The organism is Hymenobacter amundsenii (assembly GCF_002204745.1).
Classification (GTDB): domain Bacteria; phylum Bacteroidota; class Bacteroidia; order Cytophagales; family Hymenobacteraceae; genus Hymenobacter; species Hymenobacter amundsenii.
In genome coordinates this window covers 13,385-38,319 of the sequence record NZ_NIRR01000001.1, presented here as the reverse complement: position 1 = coordinate 38,319, position 24,935 = coordinate 13,385, and the positions used below count along the sequence as shown (strand labels likewise).

21 protein-coding genes and 1 pseudogene are annotated in these 24,935 nt (G+C 60.2%); 18 read left to right on the top strand and 4 right to left on the bottom strand.

Annotated features, from left to right (window positions below):
- Positions 1–126 precede the first annotated feature (126 nt).
- Positions 127–1,011, bottom strand: coding sequence for a class I SAM-dependent methyltransferase (locus tag CDA63_RS00155; RefSeq protein ID WP_088462426.1), 885 nt, complete (start codon positions 1,009–1,011; stop codon positions 127–129).
- Positions 1,012–1,172: 161 nt separating this feature from the next.
- Between CDA63_RS00155 and dapF the strand changes: the two genes are divergently transcribed.
- From dapF to CDA63_RS21950, 3 genes and pseudogenes are all read left to right on the top strand, one after another.
- Positions 1,173–1,967: a diaminopimelate epimerase gene (dapF, locus tag CDA63_RS00150; protein ID WP_088462425.1), complete on the top strand. Its 795-nt coding sequence runs from the start codon at positions 1,173–1,175 to the stop codon at positions 1,965–1,967.
- Positions 1,968–2,013: 46 nt separating this feature from the next.
- Positions 2,014–2,484: pseudogene (locus CDA63_RS21955) on the top strand (ATP-binding cassette domain-containing protein); the annotation flags it as partial.
- Positions 2,485–2,625: 141 nt separating this feature from the next.
- Positions 2,626–3,012 (top strand): TOBE domain-containing protein, encoded by a 387-nt coding sequence (locus tag CDA63_RS21950; protein WP_449404433.1) that lies wholly within the window; start codon positions 2,626–2,628, stop codon positions 3,010–3,012.
- A 27-nt stretch (positions 3,013–3,039) separates the two neighbouring features.
- On the opposite strand, the gene CDA63_RS00140 is transcribed toward CDA63_RS21950, so the two are convergent.
- Entirely contained in the window at positions 3,040–3,825 is a 786-nt protein-coding gene (locus tag CDA63_RS00140) for a hypothetical protein (protein WP_126546656.1), read from the bottom strand.
- 140 nt (positions 3,826–3,965) lie between these two features.
- Here CDA63_RS00140 and CDA63_RS00135 point away from each other — a divergent pair, with 140 nt between their 5' ends.
- From CDA63_RS00135 to amaB, 10 genes are all read left to right on the top strand, one after another.
- On the top strand, positions 3,966–4,484 hold the full coding sequence (locus CDA63_RS00135; protein WP_088462422.1) for a GNAT family N-acetyltransferase: 519 nt from the start codon (positions 3,966–3,968) through the stop codon (positions 4,482–4,484).
- Between the two features lie 211 nt (positions 4,485–4,695).
- Positions 4,696–5,889 carry a glycosyltransferase family 1 protein gene (locus CDA63_RS00130; protein ID WP_088462421.1) on the top strand — a complete coding sequence of 398 codons (1,194 nt, stop codon included), beginning with the start codon at positions 4,696–4,698 and terminating at the stop codon, positions 5,887–5,889.
- 177 nt (positions 5,890–6,066) lie between these two features.
- Positions 6,067–7,248, top strand: coding sequence for a UDP-galactopyranose mutase (gene glf / locus CDA63_RS00125; protein ID WP_088462420.1), 1,182 nt, complete (start codon positions 6,067–6,069; stop codon positions 7,246–7,248).
- 224 nt (positions 7,249–7,472) lie between these two features.
- On the top strand, positions 7,473–10,877 hold the full coding sequence (gene secA / locus CDA63_RS00120; protein WP_088462419.1) for a preprotein translocase subunit SecA: 3,405 nt from the start codon (positions 7,473–7,475) through the stop codon (positions 10,875–10,877).
- Between the two features lie 248 nt (positions 10,878–11,125).
- Positions 11,126–11,848, top strand: coding sequence for a deoxyribose-phosphate aldolase (gene deoC / locus CDA63_RS00115; RefSeq protein WP_088462418.1), 723 nt, complete (start codon positions 11,126–11,128; stop codon positions 11,846–11,848).
- Entirely contained in the window at positions 11,826–12,365 is a 540-nt protein-coding gene (locus tag CDA63_RS00110; RefSeq protein ID WP_126546655.1) for a sporulation protein, read from the top strand. The genes deoC and CDA63_RS00110 overlap by 23 nt, the downstream gene beginning before the upstream one ends.
- A gap of 182 nt (positions 12,366–12,547) precedes the next feature.
- The gene (locus tag CDA63_RS00105; protein ID WP_088462416.1) at positions 12,548–13,750 is read left to right on the top strand and encodes a M20 metallopeptidase family protein; all 1,203 of its coding nucleotides are present in this window, start codon (positions 12,548–12,550) and stop codon (positions 13,748–13,750) included.
- Positions 13,751–13,869: 119 nt separating this feature from the next.
- The gene (locus CDA63_RS00100) at positions 13,870–14,688 is read left to right on the top strand and encodes a hypothetical protein (protein ID WP_088462415.1); all 819 of its coding nucleotides are present in this window, start codon (positions 13,870–13,872) and stop codon (positions 14,686–14,688) included.
- 384 nt (positions 14,689–15,072) lie between these two features.
- Positions 15,073–16,584 (top strand): Do family serine endopeptidase, encoded by a 1,512-nt coding sequence (locus tag CDA63_RS00095; protein ID WP_242434499.1) that lies wholly within the window; start codon positions 15,073–15,075, stop codon positions 16,582–16,584.
- Positions 16,585–16,802: 218 nt separating this feature from the next.
- On the top strand, positions 16,803–18,401 hold the full coding sequence (gene amaB, locus CDA63_RS00090) for an L-piperidine-6-carboxylate dehydrogenase (RefSeq protein WP_242434498.1): 1,599 nt from the start codon (positions 16,803–16,805) through the stop codon (positions 18,399–18,401).
- 74 nt (positions 18,402–18,475) lie between these two features.
- Here amaB and CDA63_RS00085 read toward each other — a convergent pair whose 3' ends face one another.
- Positions 18,476–19,024 (bottom strand): hypothetical protein, encoded by a 549-nt coding sequence (locus CDA63_RS00085; protein WP_088462413.1) that lies wholly within the window; start codon positions 19,022–19,024, stop codon positions 18,476–18,478.
- A gap of 206 nt (positions 19,025–19,230) precedes the next feature.
- Between CDA63_RS00085 and CDA63_RS00080 the strand changes: the two genes are divergently transcribed.
- The 5 genes from CDA63_RS00080 to CDA63_RS00060 all read left to right on the top strand — a co-directional run bounded on the left by CDA63_RS00080 (position 19,231) and on the right by CDA63_RS00060 (position 23,123).
- The gene (locus CDA63_RS00080; protein ID WP_088462412.1) at positions 19,231–19,794 is read left to right on the top strand and encodes an RNA polymerase sigma factor; all 564 of its coding nucleotides are present in this window, start codon (positions 19,231–19,233) and stop codon (positions 19,792–19,794) included.
- A 29-nt stretch (positions 19,795–19,823) separates the two neighbouring features.
- Positions 19,824–20,651 (top strand): hypothetical protein, encoded by an 828-nt coding sequence (locus CDA63_RS00075; RefSeq protein WP_126546654.1) that lies wholly within the window; start codon positions 19,824–19,826, stop codon positions 20,649–20,651.
- 3 nt (positions 20,652–20,654) lie between these two features.
- Positions 20,655–21,899 carry a hypothetical protein gene (locus CDA63_RS00070; protein ID WP_126546653.1) on the top strand — a complete coding sequence of 415 codons (1,245 nt, stop codon included), beginning with the start codon at positions 20,655–20,657 and terminating at the stop codon, positions 21,897–21,899.
- A 32-nt stretch (positions 21,900–21,931) separates the two neighbouring features.
- Entirely contained in the window at positions 21,932–22,498 is a 567-nt protein-coding gene (locus tag CDA63_RS00065) for a PPC domain-containing DNA-binding protein (protein ID WP_088462409.1), read from the top strand.
- A gap of 109 nt (positions 22,499–22,607) precedes the next feature.
- On the top strand, positions 22,608–23,123 hold the full coding sequence (locus CDA63_RS00060) for a PaaI family thioesterase (RefSeq protein ID WP_088462408.1): 516 nt from the start codon (positions 22,608–22,610) through the stop codon (positions 23,121–23,123).
- A 149-nt stretch (positions 23,124–23,272) separates the two neighbouring features.
- On the opposite strand, the gene CDA63_RS00055 is transcribed toward CDA63_RS00060, so the two are convergent.
- Complete coding sequence (locus CDA63_RS00055) at positions 23,273–24,847, bottom strand: DNA integrity scanning protein DisA nucleotide-binding domain protein (protein WP_088462407.1); 1,575 nt, start codon at positions 24,845–24,847, stop codon at positions 23,273–23,275.
- Positions 24,848–24,935 lie beyond the last annotated feature (88 nt).

The following is a 24,935-nucleotide window of genomic DNA, read 5'->3' as shown; positions in this document are numbered from 1 at the left end:
TTTTTCGGATCAAGCGGCTCTGTTAGCTTACTGGGTTTGACTCGTCCGAATAACCGGTACGGTCTTTCGCTTCTGGCTTACGCAAGAAGCTGAAAAACGAAAAACGAGCAGCGAAAAACGAAAAAGTTAGGTGGCAAACCGGCAGAATGTGCCCAGCGGCAGCTTGCGGGCGCCGGCATCGTGGAGGTAGATTTCCCCGATTTCCCGCTTGTCGCGCATCGTGGGGAATATCTCGCTCACCAAGTTATCCAGAATAAGGGCCGAGAACCCGAGCGAGTAGAGGTTGACGAGGAAGAAGTGGTCTTCGGGGTCGAGGAGCTGTTGGCAGAGCTTGAGCATTTCGTTGAGCTCATCTTCGAGCTGCCACTTCTCGCCGTTGGGGCCGCGGCCGTAGGCGGGCGGGTCGAGGATGAGGCCTTGATACTTGCTGCCGCGCTTCACTTCGCGCTTCACGTACTTCATGGCGTCTTCTACCAGCCAACGTACCCCATCGATGCCCGAGGCTTCCATATTGTCGCGGGCCCAGAAATTGACCTGCTTCACCGAGTCGAGGTGGGTAACGTCGGCGCCGGCGGCACGGGCGGCCAGGGTAGCGGCACCCGTGTAGGCAAACAGGTTGAGCACCCGGGGCTGGGCGGCCTTGCGGCGGCGCGTTTCGTTGTAAATGAACTGCCAGTTGGGGTCCTGCTCGGGGAACAGGCCTACGTGCTTGAACGACGACATGCCCAGCCGGAACCGCAGCTTCAGGCCGTCGGGCCGCTCGTAATTGATGTGCCACTGCTCGGGTGTGCCGGGCTTTATTTTCCACTGGCCGCGCTCCTGGCTGCTTTTCTCGCGTGTGAAAATGGCGTTGGCGCGCTGCCATTCCGAGGCCGGCAGGTGCGGGTCCCAGATGGCCTGGGGCTCGGGCCGGGCCAGAATGTGCTGGCCGAAACGCTCCAGCTTCTCAAAATTGCCCGCGTCGAGCAGTTCGTAGTCGGCCCAGGGGCTCGTGGTCAGGAATGTGTACATGCAGGGCAAAGGTAGGGGTTGACGACGTAGGGACGGGGCTTGCCCCCGCCCGCCATGTGGGCCGTTGAACAGCATAACATTGAACAGAGCCGTTGAAACAGTGCGAGCAGCGGGCGGGCGCAAGCCTCGCCCCTACGTCGTCAACCCCTACCTTTGCTACCATGAGCCCCACGCTGCACTTCTTCAAATACCAGGGTACCGGCAACGACTTTGTAATGGTCGATGACCGGGCCCACCAGTTCGATGCTGCCGACCACCAGCGCGTGCGCCACCTCTGTGACCGGCGCCGCGGCATTGGGGCCGACGGCCTGATTCTGCTGCGCCAGCATCCGCAGTACGATTTCGAAATGGTGTATTTCAATGCCGACGGCTACCTGGGCTCGATGTGCGGCAACGGGGGGCGCTGCACGGTGGCCTTCGCCCGACAGCTAGGTGTGATAAACAATGAAACCCGCTTCCTGGCCGCCGACGGCCCCCACGAGGCCCGCGTAGATGCCGACGGCACCGTGCACCTGCGCATGCAGGACGTTATCGGCCAGCAGGACGTGGAAGATTACGGTGTGTTTCTCGACACCGGCTCGCCCCACCTTGTACGCTTCCAGCCCGCCAGCACGCTTGCCGAGTTGAATGTGTTTGCTGAGGGCCGGGCCCTCCGCTACGGCGAGCTGTTCCGCGAAAAAGGCACCAACGTGAACTTCGTGGAACCGCCCGCCACGCCCGGCCAGCCCTGGCAGGTGCGTACCTACGAGCGGGGCGTAGAAGACGAAACCCTGAGCTGCGGTACCGGCGTTACGGCCGTGGCCCTGGCAGCATCCCGGCGTGGAGCGGCCACCCCCGTGCACCTGCGCACCCCCGGCGGCGACCTGCGCGTGGCCTTCGAGGCTAAGCCCGACGGCTCGTTCACGAACGTTTTCCTCAGTGGCCCCGCCACCTACGTGTTCGAAGGAACAGTGTAGTATAAAGCACCATTTGCCTCCGATAACCCGCCCTGATTCCCCCTTCATGCCTGATACCGACTTCCTGGCCGTAGCTAATATCAGCCTGGAAGAACGTGGGGCGACGGTGCTGAAGAACATCAATTTTGAGCAGCCGCTGGGCCGAAAGCTGGCATTGGCCGGTGAGTCGGGGGCGGGCAAGAGTACGTTGTTGCAGGTGATTGCCGGGCTGGTGCAGCCCACGGCGGGCGAGGTGCGACTGACGGGGCGGCGGGTGCGAGGGCCCCAAGAAGTGCTGGTGCCGGGCCATCCGGGTATCGTGTACTTGTCGCAGAAGTCGGATTTGCCAAAATCGTTACGGGTGGAGCAGGTGCTGCGCTATGCCAACAAGCGCCCCGCCGCCGAGGCCCAGCAGGTGTACGAGGTCTGCCGCATCAGCGGCCTCATGGCCCGGCGCACCAACCAGCTTTCGGGTGGCGAGCAGCAGCGGGTGGCCCTGGCGCGGCTGCTGCTCACGGCCCCGCGCCTGCTACTGCTCGACGAGCCCTTCTCCAACCTCGACCGGGTGCACAAGCAGCAGCTTCAGACCATCATTCGGGAAGTGGGGGAGGAGCTCCGCATCACCTGCCTGCTGGTATCGCACGACCCCACCGACACGCTGCCCTGGGCCGATGAGCTGATGGTGTTGGAGCGCGGCCGCCTCGTGCAGCAGGGCCCGCCCGAGCAGGTGTACCGCCAGCCGGTCAGCGAGTACGTGGCCGCCCTGTTCGGCGACTACAACCGCCTTGATGGGGCGGCCATGCGGGCTTTGCTGGCTGCCCCGAGCCGCAAGCTGCCCGGCTCCGTCCTGCTGGTACGCCCCGAAAACCTGGTTTTAGCCCCCGCCGGCCACCCGGGCGTAGCCGGAATCATGCGGGCCGTACGGTTCCTAGGTAGCTACTACGAGGCTGAAGTGCAGCTTGCCGCCACCCTGATCCGCGTGCGCCTGCCAGCCGCCACGGTAGCGCCCGGCGTGGCAGTAGTGGTGGTGTTGGCCCCCGACGCGCCAGTTTCGTTCATCGATTAACTCAGGTTGGCGAATAGTTCTGTCTATTTAGCTCGGTGGTGCTTTGCCGAACGTTTTCAGCCGGATGGGTACGCCCAGCGTAGCGCTAAACCCGGAACCACGGATGTGGAGCGTAGTGGCCCCGCGTTGCGAATTGTACTGATACTGCACCGGCACCAACAGCATATCCGTTAGGCCCTGGGTATAGTAAACGCTCAGGTTCAGCCGCTCCTTGCCCAACCGGTAGAAGCGGGCCGTAACGCCGCCCATCAGAAAGCCGCCCCACTTGCGACGCACGATGATGGTTTGGCGGAAGTCGATAGTATCGTAAAACAAGCCACCGGCACTCACTCCTCCACAATTCAGACAGGTGTTGCCTAGGCGATTTAGTCCGCCGCCCAGCACTGCATCCAACCGAAAGCTGGCTAGGTAGGTGTGGCGGACCGTGTCAATTTCACGCAGGTTTATTTCCCGGAATGTTTTGCTGAACAATAGTGGTAACTGGTGCATGTATACGCCGGTTCCATGTCCCTTCCATTCCGGATGAAAAGGGTTAACTGTATACTGCTGGGGCATCTGAAGGCTATATGCCCAGGCCAGCGACCCACCGCTGTAACCGGCAGCAATGCCGAACGTCTCTTTTACCTGAAGCCGCAGCATCAGCACGCCCTGCTCATCAAAGCTCATATCTTTTAGCGTGCTATATGGCTTGAATGGTGGCTTATCTTTGCCGAAATAAGCGCCTTCAGCTTGATTGTGGTTGATCCCCAGCCGCGCATCCAGGTAGAGCATACTTTGCGCGTAGCCGCTGGCAGTAGCAACCAGCAGTAACATAACGGATAAGTAGAAGCGCTTAACCATAGCGGAAGGAGGATAATGATGGAAGAAAAATAACTAGCTGCCTAACGATTAGCAACATGAAGGCGGTATATGTCCGCTAACATATATTTTCTGACCTGCCACTCACCGCCCATATGCTCCAATCCGACCTGCTGACTCTGCGCCCCCTGGAAGCCGACGACCTGGAGTTCCTCTACCAGCTGGAAAATGACCCGGCCGTCTGGGGCGTGTCCGATACGCTGGCGCCCGTGTCGCGGCACGTGCTGCGCCTGTACCTAGACAACGCGGCGGTCGATTTTTTTGAGGTGCGGCAGCTGCGGCTGGTATTGCAAGACCAGGCTAGCGGCGCGGCAGTGGGAACTCTCGATCTGTTCGGGTTCGAGCCGCTGCACCAGCGGGCGGGGGTGGGCATTACGGTGCTGGCGGCCCACCGGCAGCGGGGCTACGCCCGGGCTGCGTTGGAGTTGTTGTTGCCTTACGCCCGCCAGGTATTGCGCCTGCATCAGCTTTCCTGCACCATCGGGGCCGATAATGAGGCAAGCTTGCGCCTGTTCGCGGCGGCCGGGTTCGAGCGGGTAGGCGTGCGGCGCGAGTGGTTGCGCACCGCCGAAGGGTGGCAGGATGCGGTGGAAATGCAGTGTCTGCTGGGTTGAGCTGCCGATTGGCATTAGGGCTGCCGCATAACTTAGGAGTGGCAGAAAGGTTTGATAAAACAGGTGCTAATATGATTAGCGGATACTGGCCAAAAAAAATAGTGTCAGCTCGACAATATCCTTTTGAAATAGCGGGCGTATAGGCGAGTGAACCCCGGTCCGACAGACCTGCGTAGCCACCGGAAGTTCCTCATTCTTTATCTCGCTTTCTATGTCGCTTGCTTCGCCGGCGGAATCGTCCGTGCGCACCGCCCACGCTGCTAATTCCTCCAACCCGTCTGCCGCTTATCAGCTACCCGCCGTGGTGTGCTTTGCCCACCTCCACTGGGATTTTGTGTGGCAGCGGCCCCAGCACCTGATGTCGCGCTTTGCTCAGCAGGGACCGGTATTTTACGTGGAAGACGCGTTTTACCACGATAACGACCAGGTAGCGCCCCACCTTGAAATAAAAGAGCGCCCCCACGGCCTGAAAGTGGTGGTGGCTCACCTGCCCGAAAACCTGCGCCACGATGCGCCGGCCGCCGATGAGGCGCAGCAGCAATTATTACAACAGCTCTTCCAAGACCAGGATATTATCAAGTACCTGTTCTGGTACTACACCCCAATGGCCCTGGGCAAGTCGCGTGGCTTCGCGCCGGTCCTGACGGTGTATGACTGCATGGACGAGCTGGCCAACTTCAAGTTCGCGCCGCCCGAGTTGCGCGAGCGGGAGCAAGAGTTGTTCCGGAAAGCCGATTTGGTATTTACCGGTGGCCACACGCTTTACGAGGCCAAGCGCGAGCAGCACGCCGCCGCTTACCCCTTTCCGAGCAGCATCGACAAAGACCACTTCGGCCAGGCCCGCCACGAAATGACCGAGCCTACCGACCAGGCTGGAATTGCCCACCCCCGCGTTGGCTTTTTCGGGGTGATTGATGAGCGACTCGATATTGACTTGTTGGGCCAGTTGGCCGAAGCGCATCCCGAGTGGCAGTTTGTCATTATCGGGCCGGTAGTCAAAATCGACCCGGCTACGCTGCCTGGCAATGCCAATATTCATTATCTCGGCGGTAAGGATTATCAGGAACTACCTGCCTACTTGCGGGGTTGGGATGTGGCTACGCTGCTCTTCGCTGATAACGAGAGCACGAAGTTTATTTCGCCCACTAAAACGCCCGAGTATCTGGCCGCCGGCTGCCCCGTTGTCAGCACTCCCATCCGCGACGTAGTGCGGCCCTACGGTGAGTTGAAGCTGGTGCAGGTTGCCGCCACTGCCACCGAGTTCGGTCAGGCAATCGAAATAGCCCTCACCCAGACCCAGGATGCCGATTGGCGCCAACGTACCGATGATTACTTGGCCACCATCAGTTGGGATCAAACCTGGCAGCAGATGGTAGACCTCATGCAGCAGCAGGCCAGTAAATAATGCCTTAGTACAGAATGGTTAGCAGCCAAAATTCGGGCAGATAATTAAAGCTGGAACGGATGCTGTGCAATTAGAACAAATACCGTTTAAGCGGTTACACTAGTCGGAATACGCTGCGTGCCTAATTTTTTCATCCTGCCCTATTTCCCCTCTTTTTAACTTCCCAAACACCGCTTTATGTTTGACTATCTAATTGTCGGGGCCGGATTTGCCGGTAGTGTGCTGGCCGAGCGGCTGGCCACCCGCTCCAATAAAAAAGTGCTGGTTGTAGATAAGCGCAACCACATTGCCGGCAACGCCTACGACCATTACAACGAGGACGGTATTCTGGTGCACAAATATGGCCCGCACATCTTCCATACCAACTCCAAGGACGTATTCGAATACCTGTCCGATTTTACCGATTGGCGGCCCTATGAGCACCGCGTGCTGGCTTCCGTTGACGGCCAAATGGTACCGATGCCCATTAACCTCGATACCATCAACAAGCTCTACGGGCTCAAGCTGAATAGCTTCGAAGTAGAGGAGTTTTTCGCGTCGGTGGCCGAGGCAGTGCCGGTTATCCGCACGTCCGAAGATGTGGTAGTGAGCAAGGTGGGCCGGGAGCTGTACGAAAAATTCTTCCGCAACTACACCCGCAAGCAGTGGGGCATGGACCCTTCGGAGCTCGATAAGTCGGTGACCAGCCGCGTACCCACCCGCACCAACCGCGACGACCGGTATTTCACCGACACCTACCAGGCCATGCCTCTGCACGGCTATACCCGCATGTTCGAGCGGCTGCTGGATCACCCGAATATCAAGGTGATGCTCAACACCGACTACCACGACATCATCGACTTCATTCCGTTCAAGGAAATGATTTTCACGGGTCCGGTCGATGAGTTTTTCGATTTCCAGTACGGCAAGCTGCCCTACCGCTCCCTGGAGTTCAAGCACGAAACGCTGAATACCGAGAACTACCTGGCCGCGCCGGTGGTCAACTATCCCAACGACAACCTCTACACGCGCATCACCGAGTTCAAGGCCCTCACCGGCCAGCAGCACCCCAAAACGGCCATCGTGTACGAGTACCCCAAGGCCGAGGGCGACCCGTACTATCCCGTACCGCGCCTGGAAAATGCCGAGCTCTACAATAAGTATAAGAAGCTGGCCGACGAAACCCCAAACGTACACTTTGTGGGCCGTCTGGCTACCTACAAGTACTACAACATGGACCAGGTAGTAGCCCAGGCATTAACGCTTTACAAAAAGCTGACCGCCACCCCGGAAATGGCCGACAAGCCCAAAAAGCCCGCCATCATCGGCTCCACTTCCATCATGGAAAAGCTCGTGCCCCGCGACCCGGCCAAGAAGTAAATGAGTGCTGAGTGAATCAGCGATTCAACTGTTCAGTCACTAATTCGCTCGGCTTCACTACCTGACAAGTAATCCGACTAGGCAAACCCCGCACACTCTTTGAGGTGCGGGGTTTGTCGTTTCGGGGGTCGGGGCGACGTAGTGACGGTAAAAGAGCCGGGGTATTCCCGAAAATCGCCGTAAATTTGAGTTGCGCCCCGGCGTTTCAATTAAGGTAAACCAACATGCTTGATTTTCTAGGGAAGACTGTCGCCAAATTGTTCGGGTCGAAATCCGACAAGGACCTGAAGGAGATTGTCCCGTACGTGGCGCTGATTAACGCCGAATATGCCAAACTGGCACCCATCAGCGACGACGAGCTCCGTGCCCGTACCAACGAGGTCCGGGCCCGCATCGACGCCCACCTCAAAACCCTCGACGACCAACTCGCCGGCCTGCACGGCCGCGTGAACGGCGAAACCCTCGACGCGCTCCAGAAGGAAGAAATCTTCGATCAGATTGACGCCCTCGAAAAGCAGCGCAACAAGGAGCTGGAAGTGGTGCTGATGGAGGTGTTGCCTCTCTCGTTCGCCATTACCAAGGAAACCGCCCGCCGCTACGCCGAAAACAAGCAGCTCGTAGTAACGGCTTCCGATTACGACCGCGAATACGCCAGCCGCAAGGGCAACGTCGTGATTGAGGGCGATAAGGCCATTTGGAAAAACAAATGGTTGGCTGCTGGTGCCGAAATTACCTGGGACATGGTGCACTACGATGTGCAGCTGATCGGCGGCGTAGTGCTGCACCAGGGCAAGATTGCCGAAATGGCCACCGGCGAAGGCAAAACGCTGGTTTCGACGCTTCCTTCCTTCCTCAATGCCCTGGCCCGCCGCGGCGTGCACCTAGTAACGGTGAACGACTACCTGGCCAAGCGCGACTCGGAGTGGAACGCGCCGTTGTTCGAATTCCATGGCATCACGGTGGACTGCATCGACAAGCACCAGCCTAACACCGACGCCCGCCGCCAGGCATATCTGGCCGACATTACCTACGGCACCAACAACGAATTCGGCTTCGACTACCTGCGCGACAACATGGCCCGCGACCCTCAGGAGCTGGTGCAGCGCAAGCATCACTACGCCATGGTCGACGAAGTGGACTCCGTGCTGATTGATGATGCCCGGACGCCGCTCATCATCTCGGGTCCGATTCCGCGCGGCGACGTGCACGAGTTCTACCAGCTCAAGCCCCGGATTCAGAAGGTAGTAGATGCCCAAAAAAAGCAGGTGCAGAACTACCTCGTGGAGGCCCGCAAGCTCATCAAGGAGGGCAACGACGGCCCTAAGGAGGGTGAAGGTGGTTTGATGCTGTTCCGCGCCTTCCGCGGACTGCCCAAGAGCAAGCCGCTCATCAAATTCCTGAGCGAAACCGGCATGCGCGCCATTTTGCTGAAGGTGGAAAACTTCTACCTCCAGGACAACTCGCGCCAGATGCCCCAGGCCGACCAGCCGCTGTTCTTCACAATTGACGAGAAGAACAACCAGATTGAGCTAACTGAAAAGGGCCTCGACCTGATTACCGGTGAGGGCGAAGACACCCGTCTGTTCATTATGCCCGACATCGGCTCGGAACTGGCCGTCATCGAGAAGAACACCGAGTTAAGCACCGAGGAAAAGCTCCACGCCAAGGAAAAGGTGATGGACGACTTCCAGCAGCAGTCGGAGCGCGTGCACACCATCAACCAGCTCCTGAAAGCTTACACGCTGTTTGAGCGCGACGACCAGTACATCCTCACCGAGGATGGCAAAGTGAAAATCGTGGATGAGCAGACCGGCCGCGTAATGGAAGGCCGCCGCTACTCCGACGGCTTGCACCAGGCCCTGGAGGCCAAAGAAAACGTGCGCGTCGAGGAGTTGACCCAGACCTACGCTACCGTTACGCTCCAGAACTACTTCCGCATGTACCACAAGCTGGGCGGCATGACGGGTACGGCCGAAACCGAAGCTGGCGAGTTCTGGGAAATCTATAAGCTCGACGTGGTGGTGGTGCCCACCAACCGCGGCATCGCCCGCAAGGACGAGGACGACAAGGTGTACAAAACGGTACGCGAGAAGTACAACGCTGTGGCCGACGAAATACAGGAGCTCGTGCAGGCCGGTCGCCCCGTGCTGGTCGGTACCACGAGCGTCGAGATTTCGGAGCTGGTGAGCCGGATGCTCAAGTTCAAGGGCATTCCGCACGAAGTGCTCAATGCCAAGCAGAACCAGCGCGAGGCCGAAATCGTGGCCGGCGCGGGCTACCCTGGCACCGTCACCATTGCCACCAACATGGCTGGCCGCGGCACCGACATTAAGCTGCGCGAAACGTCCAAAGGTTCGGGCGGCCTGGCCATTATCGGCACCGAGCGCCACGAGTCCCGCCGCGTCGACCGCCAGCTGCGGGGCCGCGCCGGCCGCCAGGGCGACCCGGGCTCCAGCCAGTTCTTTGTGAGCCTGGAAGACAACCTGATGCGCCTGTTCGGCTCCGACCGCATTGCCAAGCTCATGGACCGGATGGGTCTGGAAGAAGGCGAAGTGATTCAGCACTCGATGATTACCAGCTCGATTGAGCGGGCTCAGAAGAAAGTGGAGGAGAACAACTTCGGCATCCGCAAGCGCCTGCTGGAGTACGACGATGTGATGAACGCCCAGCGCGAGGTGGTGTACAAGCGCCGCCGCAATGCCCTGCACGGCGAACGGCTCGAGCTCGATATCTGGAACATGATTTACGACGTCTGCGAAGACATCGTAATCGGCCACAAGGGCAGCAACGATTTCGAGGATTTCAAGCTGGCCATCATCCGCATCTTCGGCTACGACACCCACCTCACGGGCCAGCAGCTGAGCGGTATGAACGCTGGTCAGCTCACTCAGCAGCTCTACGATGAGGCGCTGGGCTACTACCACAGCAAAAACGAGTTCATTGCCGGCAACTCCATGGGGCTGATCAATGACCTGCTGCAACAGAACGCGCCCTACGAGAACATTGCGGTGCCGTTTACTGATGGCCGCAAGCAGGTCCAGGCCATTGCCAACCTGCGCCGCGCCCAGGCCAACAAGGGCCATGAGGTAATCCGGGGCATGGAAAAAGTGGTAGTGCTGGCCGTCATCGACGAAGCCTGGACCAAGCACCTGCGCGCCATGGACGACCTTAAGCAGGTAGTGCAGAACGCCGTGTACGAGCAGAAAGACCCGCTGCTGGTGTACAAGTTCGAGTCGTTCGAGCTCTTCAAGCAGATGATCAGCAAGGTGAACGAGGACACCATCCAGTTCCTGTTCCGGGCCGACGTACCGACCCATGCCGGGCAGGATGGCGAAGACGAATTCGAGTACTTCACCGAGGACGAGTTGCCGGTGGCCCCGCCCCAGCCCAAGCTGCAAGCCCAGAAGGAAACTTCGTCGGTTTCGCTCGGCGCGGGCCCCGAAGACTTGGAGCAGGATGGCGCCATGACCCAAACCATGGAGAAGCAGCAGCCTGCCAAGTCGCAGAAAGTAGCCAACCGCAACGAAAAAGTGAGCGTACAATACATGGACGGCCGCATCGTGCGCGACGTGAAGTTCAAGCAAGTCGAAGACGACCTGCTGAATGATCGGGCCGTATTGATTGACTAGCTCCGAAGCCTGAAGGCTAAAGGTCCAGGATGACATTCCGGTGTTCCGATTCCTTTAGGTATTTCGTCTGTTGAAATGCGTGTTATTTGGCGTAAGCCCCGGTTCGTTGCCGCTTGGTAGCGAGCCGGGGTTTTTGCTGGAAAGGTTTTTGAGAGGCTATCAGGCCTGAAGTCCGGCGCTTGTGCAAGCTAGAAAGAGTACCTGCCGAGCATCATCATTCACTTTTTGCTCCTAAGCTTCCTCCCGAAATGAACCTCGCGCCATACATCGACCATACGCTGCTCAAGCCCGATGCCACGCCGGCCCAGATCACCCGGCTTTGCACGGAGGCCGCGGCCCACCACTTTGCCAGCGTTTGCGTACCGCCCTGCTACGTGCGCCAGGCGGCCGACGAGCTGCAAGGCTCGGGGGTAGCCGTTTGTACCGTTATTGGGTTCCCGTTGGGCTATGCGCTGGCGAAGGTGAAATTCTTCGAGGGGCATCTGGCCCTGACCGACGGCGCCACCGAGCTGGACATGGTGCTCAATGTAGGGGCGTTGAAAGCCGGCCGCCAGGAGGAAGTGGAAGACGAAATCGGGCAACTGGCCGAGTTGTGCCGGCTGCGCGGGGCGTTGCTAAAGGTGATTATCGAAACGGCGCTGCTCACGGAGGCCGAAATAGTGATGGCGTGCCGGCTCTGCGCCGAGGCCGGGGCCAACTTCGTGAAGACCAGCACCGGTTTTGCCAGTCGGGGGGGCTCGGTGGCCGATATTGAGTTGATGCGGGCCTCGCTGCCCACGCACATCCGCCTCAAAGCCTCGGGTGGCATCCGCACCCGCGAAGCTGCCTTGGCCCTGGTGGCCGCCGGGGCCGACCGGATTGGCGCTTCCGATGGCGTAGCTTTGCTGGCCGAACCCGGCGCGGAAAACGCTGCCCAACGCGCTGCCGAATCTGAAACCGCTTCCGCTCATGACTCTACCGCTACTTCGTAACGTGCTATTGCTTTCCGCCCTGTTGTCGCTCGGGTCCTGCGCGACATCGGGGCCTGCCGCCCCAGTTGCTGATACCACCCGCCGCCTCGCCGCCCAACGGCCGGCCGAAGACCTGAGCCAGTTCCGACCGGTGTTTCCGGCCCCGAAGCCAGCCGCTACGGCAGCCGCGCCGCGCGGCCGGGTAGTAGCGCCCACCAACCAGGTAAATACCCAGATAGACCAGCGGCTGCGCGACCAGGCCTTCACCAACCAAAACGTAAAGTATGCCCAGGGCTACCGCATACTGGCCTACGTAGGGTTGGAAAAGGACAAGGCGATGAGTGTGCGCCGGGCCATCATCAGCCGCTACCCCGAGGAAACCGATTACCTGACCTACAAGCAGCCCATCTTCCGCCTGCAAGTCGGCGACTACCTTACCCGCCTCGAAGCCGCCCAGGCGCTGTTGCGCATCCGCCCCCTGGCCCCCCGCGCCGAACTGGAGTCCATGCAGGTAAACATCAATAAATCGGGCTATTGATTTGGCTGTTAGCTGAAAGCTATTAGCCGCTAGCCTCCGCTTATCGCGCCAACAACTAAAGAACGTCATTCCGAGCGAAGTGAAGAATCTCGCGTGTGACGTTGGATTACTATTGCAACATCAGCACGCGAGATTCTTCGCTTCGCTCGGAATGACGTTCCTTTAGCTAACAGTCAAAACCTATGAACCACCTGCTACCTCGTGTCAAGCAACTAGCTGCCGAAGCCGCCGCCGAAACCGTGGCGTTGCGCGAGCATTTGCACGCTCACCCCGAGCTCTCGTTTAAAGAGCACGAAACGGTGGCCTTCGTGACGGCGCAGCTGCAAAAGTTGGGGCTGCAAACCCAGGCTATTGCTAAAACGGGCGTAGTAGCCGTAATCGAGGGCCGCAATCCCGGCGCCCGCACTGTGGCGTTGCGCGCCGATATGGACGCGCTGCCGATTACGGAGCAGAACGAGGTGCCCTACAAATCCACGAACCCCGGCGTAATGCACGCCTGCGGCCACGACGTGCATACGTCGTCGCTGCTGGGAGTGGCCCGCATTCTGGTGGCGCTTAAGGAGGAGTTTGAAGGTAGCGTGAAGCTGATGTTTCAGCCCGGCGAAGAACTGCTGCCGGGGGGCGCGTCGCTGATGATTGCCGAGGGCGTGCTCGAAAACCCCCGGCCCGACAGCGTGCTGGGGCAACACGTGTTTCCGCTATTACCAGCCGGCAAGGTGGGCCTGCGGGCCGGCCGCTACATGGCCAGCACCGACGAGCTGTACCTGACCGTGCGTGGGAAGGGCGGCCACGGCGCTATGCCCGAGCAGAACGTAGACCCGGTGCTGGTGGCCGCCCATATCATCGTGGCCGCCCAGCAGATTGTGAGCCGCCGCGCCAACCCCAAGCTGCCCTCGGTGCTCTCGTTTGGGAAGGTAATTGCCCAGGGTGCCACCAACGTCATTCCCAATGAGGTGAAGCTGGAAGGCACGTTCCGGACCCTGAACGAGGAGTGGCGCAACGAGGCCCACGAGCACCTGCGCCGTCTCTGCGAGGGGCTGGCCGTGAGCATGGGCGCGAGCTGCGAGCTGGAGATCCGCCGTGGCTACCCCTACCTCGAAAACGAGCCCGCCCTCACGGCACGCACCGAGCAGGCTGCCGTGGAATACCTGGGCCGCGAAAATGTGGTGGAGCTCGACCAGTGGATGGCCGCCGAGGATTTTGCCTATTTCAGCCAAGCCGCCAGCGCCTGCTTCTACCGCCTAGGTACCGCCGCCGCCGATGGCAGCGGCCGCCTCACCTCCAGCGTCCACACGCCCACTTTCGACATCGACCCGCATGCGCTGGAAGTCGGCCCCGGCCTGATGGCCTGGCTGACGCTGCGCGAGCTGGCGGAGAAGGCCTAACTGGCTGGTTGGGGGGCGTGCAACGCTTCCGCTTAGCGCCGCATCCGGCGGTTATTTTCCTCCTCTCGTATCCTGGAGTGCTACCTGTTCTGGGGGCTTGTCAGTTTATCCTTGTCTGTATGCGTATTCTTCTGCCCGGCGCCACCGCGCTACTTTTGCTGCTGGCTGAAAATGCTGCCGCCCAGGATCGTAGCACTTCCAACGTAGTGTTGTTACCCGAAGTACAAGCCGAAATCGCCCTGCCAGGCAACGATTACGTGCTGGTCGGGGTGAATGCATTTAGCCAGACCAACCGCGGGGGGAGCACATTTGCCGGGGGCCAGCTTCGGGTGGGCTACGAACACTTCTGGAACGAGCACTGGAGTTGGGGACCGACGTTGCGCATCGGCAGCGACGCGGGTGGAGGTTACGGCGACTTTCTGGGAGTAGTTGGCAATCTTACCCCCGGGGTACTGCTTCGGCACGCTGGCCCGATCGGGTCATTCCGCTTCTCGCAGCGGCTGGCGACGGAATACGCAGCATCTACAAACGATTCTTTCAGCAACAATGGCAACCGGGCGCACGCGCGGCTGCGGCTGGGCTTGGACCGCGAATTTGGCTTTGGACCGCGCCTGAAGTTGCGGCCCCGGCTCTCCTATGAGGCGCTGGCTTACCTGCGCTTCCAGCGCGAGGCCAACCAGAACAAGGAGCGTTTTATTGACTTTGGTAGTGCCCGGGCCGAAGTGGGCGTGCGCCTCTCACCCCGCATCGACTTTACGCCTTGGGTGGCCCTGCAAACCCAGTACATCAATGCCCTGCCACAGTTCGACCAGAATGGCAATCCTGTTTCGGGAGGGCGCACCAACCTGCGCACCCCCGTGCTGGGGCTTGATCTGCGCTTCCTGCTCGGCAAAAACGCCTTGTCAAGCGACCGAATTATTCTGCCAACGCAACACTAATGGCCGTGCCGGCTATCGATGTCCAACTCACACTGGCGCCAGCTCGCAGCCGGGGCTGCCTTTCGATATCGGGAAGCCAACCAGGCACTAGGTTGAGGTATGCTAATTGCACCGTCATAAGGGCATCCGTTTCGGGTGCCCTTTTTATTGGCGTTTGGTTGCCCAGAGCAGGTGCTAACCGTCTGACCCTTCGGCCACAGCCAAAACATTCTACCAACGGGCTGTTTTACTCCCTGAACGCCCATGCAACCGGACACCATTCGCTGGGCTCTGGCGTTAGAGAACCAGCTAAGCAGGCGAGCCTAGGGACCGGTTTATTGCTCATTCGCCTTTTAGCGGTATTTTCACTTCCGACATTTTTTATCACCCATTTTTTCAATACCCATGCAAGCAAAACAACTGATGCTCGGCCTGCTGGGCTCCGCCATTCTGGGCGGAGGCGTGGCCGTAGGAGGTTATAAAATGCTGGAGCCCGCGCGCGACAACTCGCCCCAGGCCCTGGCCGCCGACCCAAATGTTCGCTACACCAGTGAATTAAAAAGCAGCACGTACGCCGTGCCCGAGGGCCTGAACTTTACGGCCGCCGCCGCTACCGTTACCCCGGCCGTCGTGCACGTCATGACCGAATATTCGCCCCAGGCTAGCCAGAACGATGCCGCCATGCGCATGGACCCGTTCCTGCGCCAGTTCTTCGGCGACGACTTCGAGCAGAACCACGGCCGCGGCCGTCAGCAAGGCCCGCAGCAGGGTTCGGGTTCGGGCGTGATTATCGCCGCTAATGGCTATATCGTCACCAACAACCACGTCATCGACAAAGCCAGCAAAATTGAGGTGGTGATGGACGATAAGCGCAAGTTTGAGGCCGAGCTGGTGGGCCGGGACCCCAACACCGACCTGGCTTTGCTCAAAGTAAAGGCCGACAACTTGCCCTTCATCCGCTACGGCAACTCCGACGATGTGAAAGTGGGCGAGTGGGTACTGGCCGTAGGCAACCCTTTCAACCTGAACTCGACCGTAACGGCGGGTATCATTTCGGCCAAGGGCCGGAACATCAATATTCTGCGCCGCGAAGACGGCATGGGCATCGAGTCGTTTCTGCAGACCGACGCCGTAGTGAATCCCGGTAACTCGGGCGGGGCGCTGGTTAACCTCAATGGCGACCTAATTGGTATTAACTCGGCCATTGCTTCGCAAACCGGCTCGTTTGTTGGTTACTCGTTCGCCGTGCCCAGCTCCATCGTGAGCAAGGTGATTGACGATCTGCTGAAGTATAAAGTGGTGCAACGCGCCCTGCTAGGCGTGCAGATTCGGGAAGTGGATGCTACGCTGGCTTCCGAGAAGAAGCTTGATAACCTGAAGGGGGTGTACGTGATGAGCGCCGGTAAAAACAGCGCCGCCGCCGAAGCCGGCCTCAAGGAGGGCGACGTTATCACGGAAATCAACGGCGCGAAGGTGAACACGTCTTCCCAACTCCAGGAGCAGGTGGCCCGTTTCCGCCCCGGCGATAAGATCAAGATTACCTACTTGCGCGACAGCCGCGAGCGGAACGCCAGCGCCACCCTGCGCAACGCCACTGGCACCACCGACGTGATTCGGGAAACGGCCGCCACGAGTGTGAAGTACGAGGGTGCCAACCTGAGCCCGGTATCGCGCCAAGAGCAGGGTAAGCTCGGCATTGAAGGCGGCGCCAAAATCACTGGCATCCGCGAATCGAACTTCCGCGAAACCGGTATTGCCGACGGCTTCATCATCACCCGCATCGACAAGAACCGCGTCGAGAAGCCCCAGGATGTACAGCGCCTGCTCGAAGCAGCCAAGGAAACCGACGGCGCGCTGGTAGAAGGCGTGTATCCCGACGGCCGCAAGGCTTACTACCCCATCGGCCAGGGCCAGTAAAACAGTCTTTTCCTGGCGAAAGCCGGAATCCGGATTACTTCCTGAAAAGACAACTAAACCCTGCCGTGGCGGCTGCTGCGGCAGGGTTTTTTGTGTTGCCTTGGCCCTGATGCCGAGCGCCAAAAAACTCACCCCGAAAGCTTTTGTTAGCTTTGTAAGAGGCCACTCCGGCTACCTCGTTCTCCCGCAACCCTTACCCCACCCATATTCCGTACCCCATGAAGCAAGCACTCGAAGAAGCAGTTGCCACCGGCACCGATGTTCAGGACCACGACCACCACGGCATCCGGCAGGTACTGCGCGAGCTGGGCGTACAGGCCCACAACGCCGCCTGGAGCACCGGCCTGGAGTGGGGCGGCACCGACAACAAAAACACCCGCACCATCCATTCGCCCGCCGATGGCAAGGTAATCGGTGCCGTAGCCATGGCTACGGCCGAAGACTACGAGCATGTGGTAACCAAGGCTCAGGAGGCTTTCAAAACCTGGCGGCTGGTGCCGGCGCCCAAGCGCGGCGAAATTGTGCGCCAGATTGGCAACAAGCTCCGCGACCACAAGGACGACCTGGGCAAGCTGGTGAGCTACGAGATGGGCAAAATTCTGCAGGAAGGCCTCGGCGAAGTGCAGGAAATGATTGACATCTGCGACTTTGCTGTGGGCCTTTCGCGTCAGCTGCACGGCCTGACCATGCACTCGGAGCGGCCCGCCCACCGCATGTACGAGCAGTACCACCCGCTGGGCGTGGTGGGCATCATCTCGGCCTTCAACTTCCCAGTGGCTGTCTGGAGCTGGAATGCTATGCTGGCCGCCGTCTGCGGCGACACCTGCATTTGGAAGCCCTCCGAGAAAACCCCGCTCACCGGCGTGGCCATTCAGCACATCATCAAGAGCGTGCTGGAAGAAAACGAGCTGCCCGAGGGTATTTTCAACCTGATTATTGGCGATGCCGAAATCGGGGCCAAAATGGCGGCCGATGGGCGCGTACCGCTGGTGTCGGCCACTGGCAGCACACGCATGGGCAAGAAGGTAGGCGAGGCCGTGGGCGCCCGCCTGGGCAAGTCGCTGCTGGAGCTGGGCGGCAACAACGCCATCATCCTCACCGAGCACGCCGACCTGAGCATTGCTATGCCGGGCATCGTGTTCGGGGCCGTGGGCACCTGTGGGCAGCGCTGCACCAGCACCCGCCGCCTCATCATCCACGACTCGATTTACGACGACGTGAAGGCCCGCCTGCTCAAAATCTACCCCAACCTGCCTATCGGCCACCCGCTGCAGGACGGCACGCTGGTCGGACCGCTGATTGACAAGGACTCGGTAGTCGGCTTCCAGAAGGCTCTGAAGGCCGTGCAAAGCGAAGGTGGCAAGCTGCTCATCGGTGGCGAACTGCTGGAAGGGGAAGGCTACGAAACCGGTACCTATGTAACGCCCGCCATCGTGGAGGCGAAGAACGAATACACCACGGTGCAGGACGAAACCTTCGCACCCATTCTGTACCTGATTAAGTACAGCGGCGATGTAACGGCGGCCATCGAGCTGCAGAACGGCGTACGCCAGGGCTTGTCGTCGAGCATCTTTACGCTCAACATGCGCGAGGCCGAAACCTTCCTCAGCCAAGCTGGTTCCGACTGTGGCATTGCCAACGTGAACATCGGCACGAGCGGGGCCGAAATTGGGGGCGCGTTCGGCGGCGAGAAGGAAACCGGCGGCGGCCGCGAATCGGGCTCCGATGCTTGGAAGGTGTACATGCGCCGCCAGACCAACACCATCAACTACAGCACCACGCTGCCGCTGGCTCAAGGCATCAAATTCGACGTGTAACTGCTGCTTTGTTCTTATGCAAACGCCCGCTCGGTTCTACCGAGTGGGCCGTTTGGCATTTGCAGAAACTGGCGCTACTGAATTAGGCTGATGTCGCCGTGTCCTTTCAAAAACAACGTTGGACTGCTGGCAGGCGAGTTGGTCGAATAAACGACGTAGTACACGCGGTAAGTAGTGCCAGAAGCGAACTTATCAGCGGGAAACTCAAACGGGAACCGTACGTCGGCAACCTTAAAAGGACCGTATTTCTGCCTGTCGACAACCTTGTAGTTCTTATCGACAAATGCCAGCTCCCACATAGCATTAAACGGAATACCGTAGAGGCTGAAACCCGAGGTTGAATTCAGCCTGCTCGGATTGGGGCCAAACTCACCCGGGATGGTGCGGAGGATGTAGGGGGCATTCACATCAAGTGGTAAAGTGAATAAGGCCCGCTCTTGCTTGTTCCAGTTCTTGGTATCAGCGGTCCAGTCGGTTGTATCGATAGTGCCGAATAGCTTGCCGCTGGCGTCACGCTGGGTAATGCCACCATTGGGACCGAAGTCGATGGTGGGCGCAGCATCCCTCTTAGTGCAGGCTGCCAAGCAGATACCTGCAAGTAGCAGGGCTGGAAGAAATTTCATAAGGTAGTAGTGGTTCAAGGAGTTGAAATATAGACAGGGCGTGACACTTTTTATAGTCTCTTGGTGTGTTAAATCATTGGGTGCAACCCCGGCCCGGCCCGGTCGTCTTTCTCCTGCTTGCCCGCCGGCCGCACCGTTTCTGCCCAGAAAACCGGATATTTACTTTTCCGCGTTTTTCGAATTTCTGCTCATTCTGCCGAAACCCTATGGAGGCTTTTGCTTATACCGACATCAATGCCCCGCTAGTCGAGCGGTGCCGCTTAGGCGACCGGCGAGCCCAGGCCGAAATCTATAAGCGCTACTCCAAGGCCATGTTCAACGCCTCGTTGCGCATTACCGGCGACTTTGCTGAGGCGGAGGATGTGTTGCAGGAAGCGTTTCTGAGCGCCTTTCGGGAGTTGCACAGCTATAAAGGCGACTCGTCGTTTGGCTCCTGGCTTAAGCGCATCGTCATCAATAAAAGCATCAACTGCCTGCGCAACCGCCGCCTAACGTTGGTGCCGCTGGGTGAGCAGCACGACGGCGCGGCTCCCGACTCCGCCGACCATGGCCCCGATCCGGAAATTACCAGTTGGCGGGCCGACGTAGTGCGCCGCTGCGTGCAGGACCTGCCCGATGGTTACCGCGTCGTGCTGACTCTGTACCTGCTCGAAGGGTACGACCATGCCGAAATTGCCGGTATTCTCGGCATCACCGAATCGACCTCTAAATCGCAGTATAGCCGGGCCCGAAAAAAGCTTTTAGAGCTGGCCCGCCAGCACGGCCTGTAAAGCCCCGCTGATTTTATTCTCCGACCCCTTTGCGGTATTCTGCCGGTTCGGTTCTGGCCCACCCCTCGCCCGACCAACTGCTCCGGCCCTGCCTTCACCTGCTACTCACCATGAATAATATAAGCACCGGACTGGAAGCCTTCGTGGACCATCATCGCGCCGATTTCGACGCGTTTGAGCCACGTCCGGACTTGTGGGACGCCATTGCTCAGGACCTTGACGGGACTTCCGCCCCGGCGGAAGCCGCTGAGGACCCAGGACGAGTGTTGCCGCTTTTCCCGGCCGCCGCTACCTCTTTCACAGCTCAAATTCCTGATATAACAGCCGATGCTCGTTCGGCTCGGCCCTATGGCATTGCGGCCGCCGTGGCCGCGCTGTTGTTGCTAGGTACCTGGTTCTGGCAGCAGCGCCCCGAAGCCACCATCTGGACCCGTGCCGGCCAGTTGGTTAACCTACACCAAGCCCCCGTACCGGCCCTGACTCCGTACACGGTGCCCGAACTGGCTACGCCGGCCTCGGATGGCCCCGAGCAGCGCCTGGCCGGCGCCGTGCAGCGCCTGGAAACCTATTACGCCGTCCAGCTCGCCGAGCGCCGCCAGGAGCTGCAGGTTGCCGACCGCGAAACGGCTACCCCGCAGCCCGAATGGGAGCAGGAGTTGGCGGCGCTTGATTCCGATTATCAGCAGCTGAAAGTAGAGCTCTACCGTAACCCCGAGCCTGCGGTAGTGCTCGATGCCATGAACCGCAACATGCAAATCCGGCTCGATTTGCTGGGCCAGCAGTTGCGCACCCGCGAACAGATTCGGGCCTACCATACCCAACCCTACATGGTGGCCGACAGCCGCCGCACTCCGTAAGCTATGCGTGCTTTTCGCCTGATACCCGGCGGGACCGGCCGACTGCTGGCGCTGGCCGCGCTGCTGAGTGTAGCGAGCCCCGCCGCCCGGGCGCAGTCGGGAGCCGGAGGCGGACCTAATGCACATTTCTACGAGCCGGCCGCCGCACCCCTGCCGCTCGCAGGAGCGCCGGGGCAACCCGACTCCTGCCAGGGCAGTATGGCCCAGGGGCCGCAGCAAGACGATGGCCGCCCCGCGCTGGCCGTAGAGAAGGTGCGCAAGCTCAGCCGGACTTTTCCGACCTCGGCCACCAAGCTTTATACACTTGACACGCGCTACGGCCGGGTGCAGGTGAACGTGTGGAACCGTCCCGAAATCCGCACCGATGTCGATATCATCACGCGGGCCGAAACGGAGGAGAAAGCGCAGGAGCTGCAAGCCATGATTGAGGTAGAAATCCTGGGCCGCGACCCGGCCACGGGCGGCGTTTCGGCCCGCTCGCGCTTCGGCGCGCTGCCCCAGGAGTGCCGCAGCCGGGTGAAGCTCTACGAAGTGAATTACACGGTGTGGGTGCCCAAGAATAACCCGCTGGCGCTGCATAACGCTTTCGGCGGCATCAGCCTGACTGGCGACCTGACCGGAGCCACGGAACTGACCGTAGAGTACGGCCACTTGCGTACAGCCCGCCTCGAAGGCCCCCGCAACACCCTGCGCCTGACCAACGCCCGCGCCGCTGTGCCCTACGCCGGCCGGGCCGTTATTGAGGCTTCCTATGCCAACGTGCGCCTCACCGAAGCCGGGACCGTGGAGCTGCGCAACAACAACTCCGACATCGATATTGGTACCGTGCAAGACCTGACCGTGCACAGCCGCTACGGCGACGTAGCCTTGGGTACGGTGCATAACCTGCGCGGTTTCTCGGGCTACTCGAAATTCAGCATCGACAAGCTGAGCAACCAGCTCGATATGAAGGTGCAGTACTGCCCTAATTTCGAGGTGCGCAATACCGGCAAGAACTTTCGCCAGATTACGCTTGATGGGGGTTACAGCACCATCTTGCTCAACTTCCCCGACGGGGCGGCCTTCGATTTCGACGTGAACACCGACCATGGCCGTCTGCTGGTGGATAAGCGCCTGGTAAAAGTGGATTCTGAAGAAACCAGCCCCTCTTCGAGCGACACGCAAGGTTCTTTCGGAGCCGTGTCGGCCCGCAATGCCGGTAACGTCAACATTAAAGTGCGCTACGGCAACGTGAGCTTTAACAAGTAAATAGCGCGGCCGAATAGCCGTTCTTTGCGGACATGAACCGTCTGCCATTCTCTTTCGGGCGCTGCCTGTTGCTCGGGCTGCTGGCCGCATTGGCTGGTGCTGCCCCGGCGGCCGCGCAAACCACTCCCGCTGCTATGCCCGCCTCAACCGCTGCTCCGGCCTCTTCCCTGCGCACCTACGCCCTCCGGCTGCGGCCAGGGCAGGATTTGCGCCGCGAGCTGCTGGCCTTCACGACTGCCCAGAACCTGCGCGCCGCCTGCGTGCTAACGGGCGTGGGTAGCCTGACCACCGCCACGCTTCGGTTGGCTAATCAGGAGGGTTCTACGGTATACCAGGGTCACTTCGAAATCGTGTCGCTGGTAGGCACGCTGGCCCTGAGCGGCAGCCACCTGCACCTCTCGGTAGCCGATTCGACGGGGCGTACCCTGGGCGGGCACTTGCTAGACGGCAATACCGTGTATACGACCGTGGAGCTGGTTATTGGGGAACTGCCGGAGCTGGAATTCGGCCGCGAGCCCGACCCCACCTATGGCTACCGCGAATTGATGGTGCGGCCAGTAGCCCCGGTTTCGGCCCAGCCGAAAGAACGGAGGAAGTAGGGGGCAGCTAGTAGCAACGTTACCGGTGAACTGGGGAAGGGCTGGTTAGCTAAGGATATTCGGCATGACGAGTATTTTTTGTTAATTGGGGTGCTCACGCCGCCCTACCATGTCAGACCAACCAACTCCTGTTACCCCGGCCGATACGGCCCGCCTGGAAAAATTCCGCCGCGACATCAGCAATCCGCTCAAGCTGAAGCTGTTTATGCTGCGGCGGCTGCCCATGGCCTACTTGGCCGGCCTGCGGGTGGCGGCCCTCACGCCGGAGCAATGCACCGTTACGGTGCCTTATAAGTATCTGACCCAGAATCCGTTCAAGAGTATCTATTTCGCCTGCCTGAGCATGGCCGCCGAAATGGCCAGCGGCCTGCTGGCCATGATGCACGTGCAGAGCGGCCCGCCGGCCTCGATGCTGGTCGTGGGCCTGCAAGCCGATTTCACCAAGAAAGCCGTGGGCCTGATTCGCTTTACCTGCCCCGACGGCGCGGCCATTGCCCGGGCACTGGCTGAGAGCCGTGCCACCGGCGAAGGCCGTACCGTAGTGGCCACCAGCACCGGCGTCGATGAAGCCGGCGATACGGTGGCTGTCTTCCGGGTTACGTGGTCGTTCCGGGCGAAGCGGTAGGAGGGTAAACGAACGAACCAGAACGTCATTCAGAGCGAAGCGAGGAATCTCGCGTGCCGAAGTAACCCTAGTATCAGGCGTTAGCATGGCACGCGAGATTCTTTGCTTCGCTCTGAATGACGCTGTTTTCTGCTTACACATTCCCCGATTCACTCACCGTTGGCTACGCTTTCCTTGGTAATCACATCCATCAGGCCGTCTTCGCTCACCACAATGGCCAGACAGGGGTAGGGGCTGCTTTCGACGTAGCGGATGGCTGAGTTATAGCGGGCGCCGCGGGTGCTGGTGCCGCGGCCGGTGGCTTTGCCATCGAGAATGACCCCGATGGAATAGCAAAAGGCGTCGGGGTCGAGCAGTACGGCCCCATCAATGGCCGTAACGAGGCGGGTGATGAGGGGAGTGAGCGGCACCGGCTCGACGAGGGTACACTGCAGCTTGAGGCGGTCGGCTTCGGCCAGCGCCTCGGTCGTGATAACGAGCAGCGTGCCGTGCTTCTGGCGGCTGGCTTCGAGCACCACGTCCCAGAGCTTCTCTATTTTGGCCGCGTCGGTGAGCTCGAATGTGCGGCGCAGGTCGCGGCGGAACTTGGTGCGGTTGAGGCGGGCCCGGGGCAGGCTGGGGTTGCCGTAGTGGGCCCGCATGAGCACCTGGCCGCCGTGCTGGAACTCCCAGGCATAATGCGTCACGAAGCTGATGACAAACAAATCCTCGCGGGAGGCGTCGTACTGCCCGATCTGGCGGCCCAATGCGTACACGTTTTCGCCGTCGGCGAGTAAGCTTACGTCAGCCGTGGTCATTTCGAGCAGCTTGCGCACGGCCCGGTAGTCGGTGAGTGGGGTGGGACAAGTGAGGGCAAACACCTCGGCCAGGTTGGGGTGGCCGCGCCGGGCCAACAGTAGCTTGCCCACGCCCTCGGCTCCCTCGTAGCGGAGCGAGGAAATGGTGTTGCAGGTAGCGAACAGCTTGGTGGCGGCCGGATTCATGCCCATGTCCTGGGCTGGCGTATCCATGAACAGCTTGCCCGCCGAGCGGATGATTTCGTCGGTTTCGCGGGGGCGGATGAGCAGTCCAGACCCCGGCTCGGGCTCCGTGAGCGACTTGATGCAGTCCTCGTTGAAGCGCAGAATCGACGCCATGATCAGGGAATTCGATACTTGGCGGCCGTCGGTGTAGTAGCGGTTGGGCTGCAGCGTGGGGTAACTGTTATACACCTTGCGGTTGAGCTGGAGTACGGGCATCACCACGTGGCGGCCAATTGGCACGGGCCAGCCGGCAAACGAAAGGTGCTTGCCGGGCACATCGAGCTCGTCGAGCACTTCCTGCACGGCTTGGCGCACGCCCCGCCCGAACTGCTTGCGGCGCAGCATATCCTCACTTTCCAGGTCGAGGTCGGTGGGTTGCCAGGTGTGGGTGAGCTGCAGCACGCGGCCGCGCTCGAGCACTTGCTCGAAATGGTGGGCAAGCAGCGCCCCTTCTTCGGGTTCGAACTGTACGGCGGCCGGCAGTTCGTCATCGTCCAGCCCGGCAGCTTCAATGGGTAAGGCCAGCAGGTACACGTGGGGGTGCAAGTCTTCGTCGAGGGACTCGAAAATACCGGTGGCAATAGCCTGGGCTGCCTGCCGGAACCGCGCCTGGTAGGGCCAGACAGAATAGTTGGTCCGCAGGGGCAAAGGAATTCCGAATCCAACGGGCGGAGCGGATAGCAACGGCAAAGGCGACATCATAACGGTAGCGAAAAGGCCCGGATCAGAAAGCCAACGGACTAGGCATACTGACGAACAGGGGCGGACTTTGTTTTATACGAACGGCAAA

What these genes read in the sequence shown, in the direction of transcription:
- CDA63_RS00155 (WP_088462426.1), bottom strand. Translation starts at nt 1,011, where the DNA reads ATGTACACATTCCTGACCACGAGCCCCTGGGCCGACTACGAACTGCTC.
- dapF (WP_088462425.1), top strand. Translation starts at nt 1,173, where the DNA reads ATGAGCCCCACGCTGCACTTCTTCAAATACCAGGGTACCGGCAACGAC.
- CDA63_RS21950 (WP_449404433.1), top strand. Translation starts at nt 2,626, where the DNA reads ATGGTGTTGGAGCGCGGCCGCCTCGTGCAGCAGGGCCCGCCCGAGCAG.
- CDA63_RS00140 (WP_126546656.1), bottom strand. Translation starts at nt 3,825, where the DNA reads ATGTTACTGCTGGTTGCTACTGCCAGCGGCTACGCGCAAAGTATGCTC.
- CDA63_RS00135 (WP_088462422.1), top strand. Translation starts at nt 3,966, where the DNA reads ATGCTCCAATCCGACCTGCTGACTCTGCGCCCCCTGGAAGCCGACGAC.
- CDA63_RS00130 (WP_088462421.1), top strand. Translation starts at nt 4,696, where the DNA reads ATGTCGCTTGCTTCGCCGGCGGAATCGTCCGTGCGCACCGCCCACGCT.
- glf (WP_088462420.1), top strand. Translation starts at nt 6,067, where the DNA reads ATGTTTGACTATCTAATTGTCGGGGCCGGATTTGCCGGTAGTGTGCTG.
- secA (WP_088462419.1), top strand. Translation starts at nt 7,473, where the DNA reads ATGCTTGATTTTCTAGGGAAGACTGTCGCCAAATTGTTCGGGTCGAAA.
- deoC (WP_088462418.1), top strand. Translation starts at nt 11,126, where the DNA reads ATGAACCTCGCGCCATACATCGACCATACGCTGCTCAAGCCCGATGCC.
- CDA63_RS00110 (WP_126546655.1), top strand. Translation starts at nt 11,826, where the DNA reads ATGACTCTACCGCTACTTCGTAACGTGCTATTGCTTTCCGCCCTGTTG.
- CDA63_RS00105 (WP_088462416.1), top strand. Translation starts at nt 12,548, where the DNA reads ATGAACCACCTGCTACCTCGTGTCAAGCAACTAGCTGCCGAAGCCGCC.
- CDA63_RS00100 (WP_088462415.1), top strand. Translation starts at nt 13,870, where the DNA reads ATGCGTATTCTTCTGCCCGGCGCCACCGCGCTACTTTTGCTGCTGGCT.
- CDA63_RS00095 (WP_242434499.1), top strand. Translation starts at nt 15,073, where the DNA reads ATGCAAGCAAAACAACTGATGCTCGGCCTGCTGGGCTCCGCCATTCTG.
- amaB (WP_242434498.1), top strand. Translation starts at nt 16,803, where the DNA reads ATGAAGCAAGCACTCGAAGAAGCAGTTGCCACCGGCACCGATGTTCAG.
- CDA63_RS00085 (WP_088462413.1), bottom strand. Translation starts at nt 19,024, where the DNA reads ATGAAATTTCTTCCAGCCCTGCTACTTGCAGGTATCTGCTTGGCAGCC.
- CDA63_RS00080 (WP_088462412.1), top strand. Translation starts at nt 19,231, where the DNA reads ATGGAGGCTTTTGCTTATACCGACATCAATGCCCCGCTAGTCGAGCGG.
- CDA63_RS00070 (WP_126546653.1), top strand. Translation starts at nt 20,655, where the DNA reads ATGCGTGCTTTTCGCCTGATACCCGGCGGGACCGGCCGACTGCTGGCG.
- CDA63_RS00065 (WP_088462409.1), top strand. Translation starts at nt 21,932, where the DNA reads ATGAACCGTCTGCCATTCTCTTTCGGGCGCTGCCTGTTGCTCGGGCTG.
- CDA63_RS00060 (WP_088462408.1), top strand. Translation starts at nt 22,608, where the DNA reads ATGTCAGACCAACCAACTCCTGTTACCCCGGCCGATACGGCCCGCCTG.
- CDA63_RS00055 (WP_088462407.1), bottom strand. Translation starts at nt 24,847, where the DNA reads ATGATGTCGCCTTTGCCGTTGCTATCCGCTCCGCCCGTTGGATTCGGA.